At 59.1% G+C, this 3,808-nt stretch carries 5 protein-coding genes and 2 pseudogenes; 5 read left to right on the top strand and 2 right to left on the bottom strand.

From position 1 onward, the window contains the following. Positions 1-371 (bottom strand): hypothetical protein (locus tag NKJ94_RS37060; protein WP_352532686.1); only part of this gene is annotated, 371 nt, incomplete at its 3' end. Between the two features lie 44 nt (positions 372-415). Between NKJ94_RS37060 and NKJ94_RS37055 the strand changes: the two genes are divergently transcribed. The 3 genes from NKJ94_RS37055 to NKJ94_RS37045 are packed head-to-tail and all read left to right on the top strand — an operon-like array spanning position 416 to position 1,362. Continuing rightward, positions 416-574, top strand: coding sequence for a Gfo/Idh/MocA family oxidoreductase (locus NKJ94_RS37055; protein ID WP_352532682.1), 159 nt, complete (start codon positions 416-418; stop codon positions 572-574). Positions 575-582: 8 nt separating this feature from the next. After that, on the top strand, positions 583-1,167 hold the full coding sequence (locus tag NKJ94_RS37050; protein WP_352532678.1) for a Gfo/Idh/MocA family protein: 585 nt from the start codon (positions 583-585) through the stop codon (positions 1,165-1,167). Positions 1,168-1,188: 21 nt separating this feature from the next. Beyond that, on the top strand, positions 1,189-1,362 hold the full coding sequence (locus NKJ94_RS37045; RefSeq protein WP_352532684.1) for a hypothetical protein: 174 nt from the start codon (positions 1,189-1,191) through the stop codon (positions 1,360-1,362). Positions 1,363-1,405: 43 nt separating this feature from the next. Here the strand turns inward: NKJ94_RS37045 and NKJ94_RS37040 are convergent. Continuing rightward, positions 1,406-1,513, bottom strand: a pseudogene (locus NKJ94_RS37040) (LacI family DNA-binding transcriptional regulator); the annotation flags it as partial. Between the two features lie 192 nt (positions 1,514-1,705). On the opposite strand from NKJ94_RS37040, the pseudogene NKJ94_RS37035 reads away from it, so the two are divergent. Both NKJ94_RS37035 and NKJ94_RS37030 read left to right on the top strand, forming a co-directional pair. Next, positions 1,706-2,747, top strand: a pseudogene (locus tag NKJ94_RS37035) (sterol desaturase family protein). A 97-nt stretch (positions 2,748-2,844) separates the two neighbouring features. Next, positions 2,845-3,808, top strand: a 964-nt coding sequence (locus NKJ94_RS37030) for a sugar ABC transporter substrate-binding protein (RefSeq protein ID WP_352532680.1), incomplete at its 3' end; no start/stop codon positions are given.

Here is a 3,808-nt window from a genome sequence, read left to right as displayed (position 1 = left end):
GGTCCCGCGAGGAGATTACGGATCTGATGGCTGGCGGCGAAACGATGGCCGATCTGGAAGCCAAGGTCGATGGTTACATGGCCGAGCATGAAGGTCATCCGCCACCGGGTTCCTCGACAGATGCGCCGGCGATGCGCTGACACCAACTCAATGGCGTCAGGCGGCGGCGGTCGATCGTCGCTTCTGCCGAATTCCTTCTTTGGTGAATGTGCATGATACGTATCGGTGTGGTTGGCTATGGCACGGGTGGACGGCATTTTCACACGCCTTTCATTGCCGCCGCCGATCGCTGCGAGTTGGTCGGCATAGCGGCTCGAGCGCCCGCCACCATCGCCCGGGCGCGCGTCGATTGGCCGGGCGTGCCGATCCACGCGAGCGCCGACATGATCGCCGCCGGCGGACGCGGCGCAAATTGGTGCTCGAAGCCATTGCCGCCGGGTTGCACGTCATGGCCGACAAGCCGTTTGCCCCAAATGCCGAAAGCGGGCGCGAGCTGGACCGGGCGGCGAAGGAGAAGGGCGTCGTGCTCGGCGTATTCCAGAACCGACGCCTTGATTCCGACCTGCAACACTAGCGCGCGTTGTGCGCGACAACCGCCTCGGCAAATTATGGCGGGTCCACAACCGTATGGATTTTGACGACCCCGCGACGCTGGAGGCAGGCCCAACTGGCGGTCTGTTGCGCGATCTGGGCTCACATCTAGTCGATCAAATGCTGTGGTTGCTCGGGCCGCGCTCGGTCGACGCGCAGCTCGACCATATCGATTTGCCGCAAGGGCCAACCGATGCAAGCTTCACGATCCGTCTGGCGCATGAGAACGGCGTTCATTCCCATATCTCGGCCAGCAAGCTGAACCATCTCAATATCCGCGAACTGCGCGCCTATGGGTCCGAAAGGAGCTATGTATCGCACGGTACCGACGTGCAGGCGCAGGCAATCTTCGCGGGCCGGCGTCCGATGCACGATATGGCTGGCTGGGGATACGAGCCGGAAGAGGCGTGGGGGGTGCTGCGGACCGCGGCTGGCGAAGTGCGCTTCCCGCCGAGCAGGGCCGCTATCACGATTACTACACCGCCTTTGCCCGTGCCGTGCGCGAGGGCACTTCGCCGCCGGTTACCGCTGCTGCGGGCACGGCAGTCCTCGACGCGCTCGACGCGGCACGACTAAGTTTCGAAACAGGACGTTCGATTGACCTTTGATGACGGGTCGACTGATCGTGACCCAAGGGGTGAAAACAATACGACGATCAGGATGGCAGTGATCCGCGCAGGTCTGACGGGCGCGGATGATGCCAAGATAGTTGCCGAAGAACTGCCCGGCGCAACCCTTCAACTGGTCTGCGACACGGCAAGCGTCGACTGACTGCATCGCGGTGATGGAGGTCGAGCAGAAGGCGGGCGACGCGTTGAGCTGTTTTCGGCCGCACGGAAACGGTGCCACCCAAAATTCTGTTCACGGTCGCCACTGAGACGCCTGCTGCGGTAGCGAGATCGTGGATTCTCGGCCGCCTCATGAGTGCACCCTGGTTATATCATCATGACTGATACTAAATGATATAAATGTCGCTTTTATACTATTTCCGTCTTGCTATGAAGATCAAGCGTCCGATATGAATCGCGTCCAGTCGGGGTCGATATCCTAGATCAGCCCCCAGTGGGCTGACCCCGCAATCTCACGACCGATCCGGGCAAGAGGCACTGTCACGATGGACGACCATCAGTATGGAATGCGCGACAAGCGGGGTAACTGGGCACCGCATCGCCGGGCCGAGCCGGCCCCGATCTGGCATCGTCCGTTCAATGCAAAGAAGGTGGTGGCCTGGATTCCTGAGTTTCTCTGGCCGTGGAACGCATTTCATCTCGCCACGTCGATCATTTGGGTGAACCTGCTCATCCCAAGCTGGCAGAGCCTCGCGACCTTTTCTCTGGTCAATTACTTTTGGCTGTATGGCCTCAACGCTGCAGGCATCTTCCTCTTCTACGGCTTCTTCGAGTTGCGCTACTATATCCAGCGCAAACAACAGAACCGCTTCAAGTATAATCCTAAATTTCCGTCAGACGCGGCGTCAGACGTGTTCTGGTTTCAAAGTCAGAACCTCGACAATTTCACCCGCTCGTTTTTCGCAACGATACTGGACAGTGGTCGAGATCGTGATGCTGTGGATGTATGCAAACAGCTGGGCGATCTGGCTGCCATGGACGACGAATTGGCTTTACCTGTCGTTCCTGGTGCTTATCGCGCCAGCCGTGCATGAGGTCTATTTCTTCTTCCTTCATCGGGCGATCCATTGGCCGCCGCTCTACAAATGGGTGCATTCGGTCCATCATAATTCGATTAATCCAAGTCCCTGGTCGTCGCTCTCGATGCACCCGGTCGAGGGCTTCCTCTATCATGCTGAAGCCTGGCTGCACCTGTTGATCCCTTCGAATCCGGTCTGCGCCTACTTCACGCTGCACGGAGCGGGATTTGGAGCGGTGAACGGCCATCTCGGTTTCGAGACATTCGAAATCACCGACAAGGTTAAGCTCGATAGCCATTCTTACGTGCACTACCTGCACCACAAGTATTTCGAGGTGAATTACGGCGGTGATGGGCTGGTACCCCTCGATAAGCTGTTCGGAACTTGGCACGACGGCAGCAAGGAAGCCGACGAGATCATGAAGGCCCGGTTCCGCAAGAAGAAGGAAAAAATGCGGAGCCAGCAGGAAGGCCGCAGCGATCCCGCATCTGGAATGCCGGCGGAATGATGAACCAATCGCTGTTTCGACTGTGCCCGTGAGGAGCGGGCCCGGGACAGCCAGAACTTTTGTTGAAAAGCCCCACGGGGCAAATGGGAGGAAGACTATGAAGCTTTTCAAGACGCTTGTGTCGACAGCGGTGCTAATCGGGTTCAGTACCGGCGCGACGCTCGCCGCCAATATCTTCGTCATCGGCGGCAAACCGGACGATCCGTTCTGGTCGATCGTCAAGCGTGGCGCCGAAGATGCCGGCAAAGTTGTCGAGGCCCAGGGTGGCAAGGTCACTTGGCTGGGGCCGCAGAACTATGACAATCTGGGCGTCGACGCCGCTGAGCTGATCCGCCAAGCCATCGACCAGAAAGCGGACGCCATTGTCGGCCCGGACTGGGTGCCGGAAGCGATGGACCCTGCGTTCAAGGCAGTAGTGGATGCTGGCATTCCACTCGTCATCTACAATGCCGGCGGGTTGAAGGCAGCCGATCGCCTGGGAGCCATGAACTATGTCGGCTCCGACGACTATAAAGGCGGCGTCGCCGGTGGGGAATATCTCGCCAAGGCCGGTGACAAGAAAGGCGTCTGCATCAACACCCTGCCGGGCGCTGCCAATATCGAAGCTTATTGTGGTGGCTTCAAGGAGGGGATGAAGAATGGCGGCGGTGAAGCCGACGTGTTGCCCTTGCCAGCAACGTCCTTCGGCTCAGCGACGGCCGTGGCGCAGGCGGTGAAGGCCTATCTGCTCCAACACTCAGACGTGACCGCCGTATTCACCATCGGCAACGTTGACGCCAACTCCGCCATGAACGGCATCACCCAGGCCGGCAAGGGTGACAAGGTTCATCTCTGCGGCATTAACTTTGACGAGACCATTCTGAACAACATCAAGGATGGCAAACAAGCTTGCGCGATTGACCAGCAGGGTTACCTGCAGGGCTACCTCGCCGTGGCGATCCTCAACGGCAAGGTAAATTACGGCCTCACCGTGCCGACCCGTGAGATCCTCACCGGACCCGGCATCATCGATAAGGCCAGCGTCGATGCAACCATCGCCGGCGTGAAAGCAGGGACGCGAT

The sequence above is a fragment of the Mesorhizobium sp. M0060 genome (assembly GCF_040323155.1).
GTDB lineage: Bacteria > Pseudomonadota > Alphaproteobacteria > Rhizobiales > Rhizobiaceae > Mesorhizobium.
This window is presented reverse-complemented; position numbering and strand designations above follow the sequence as displayed.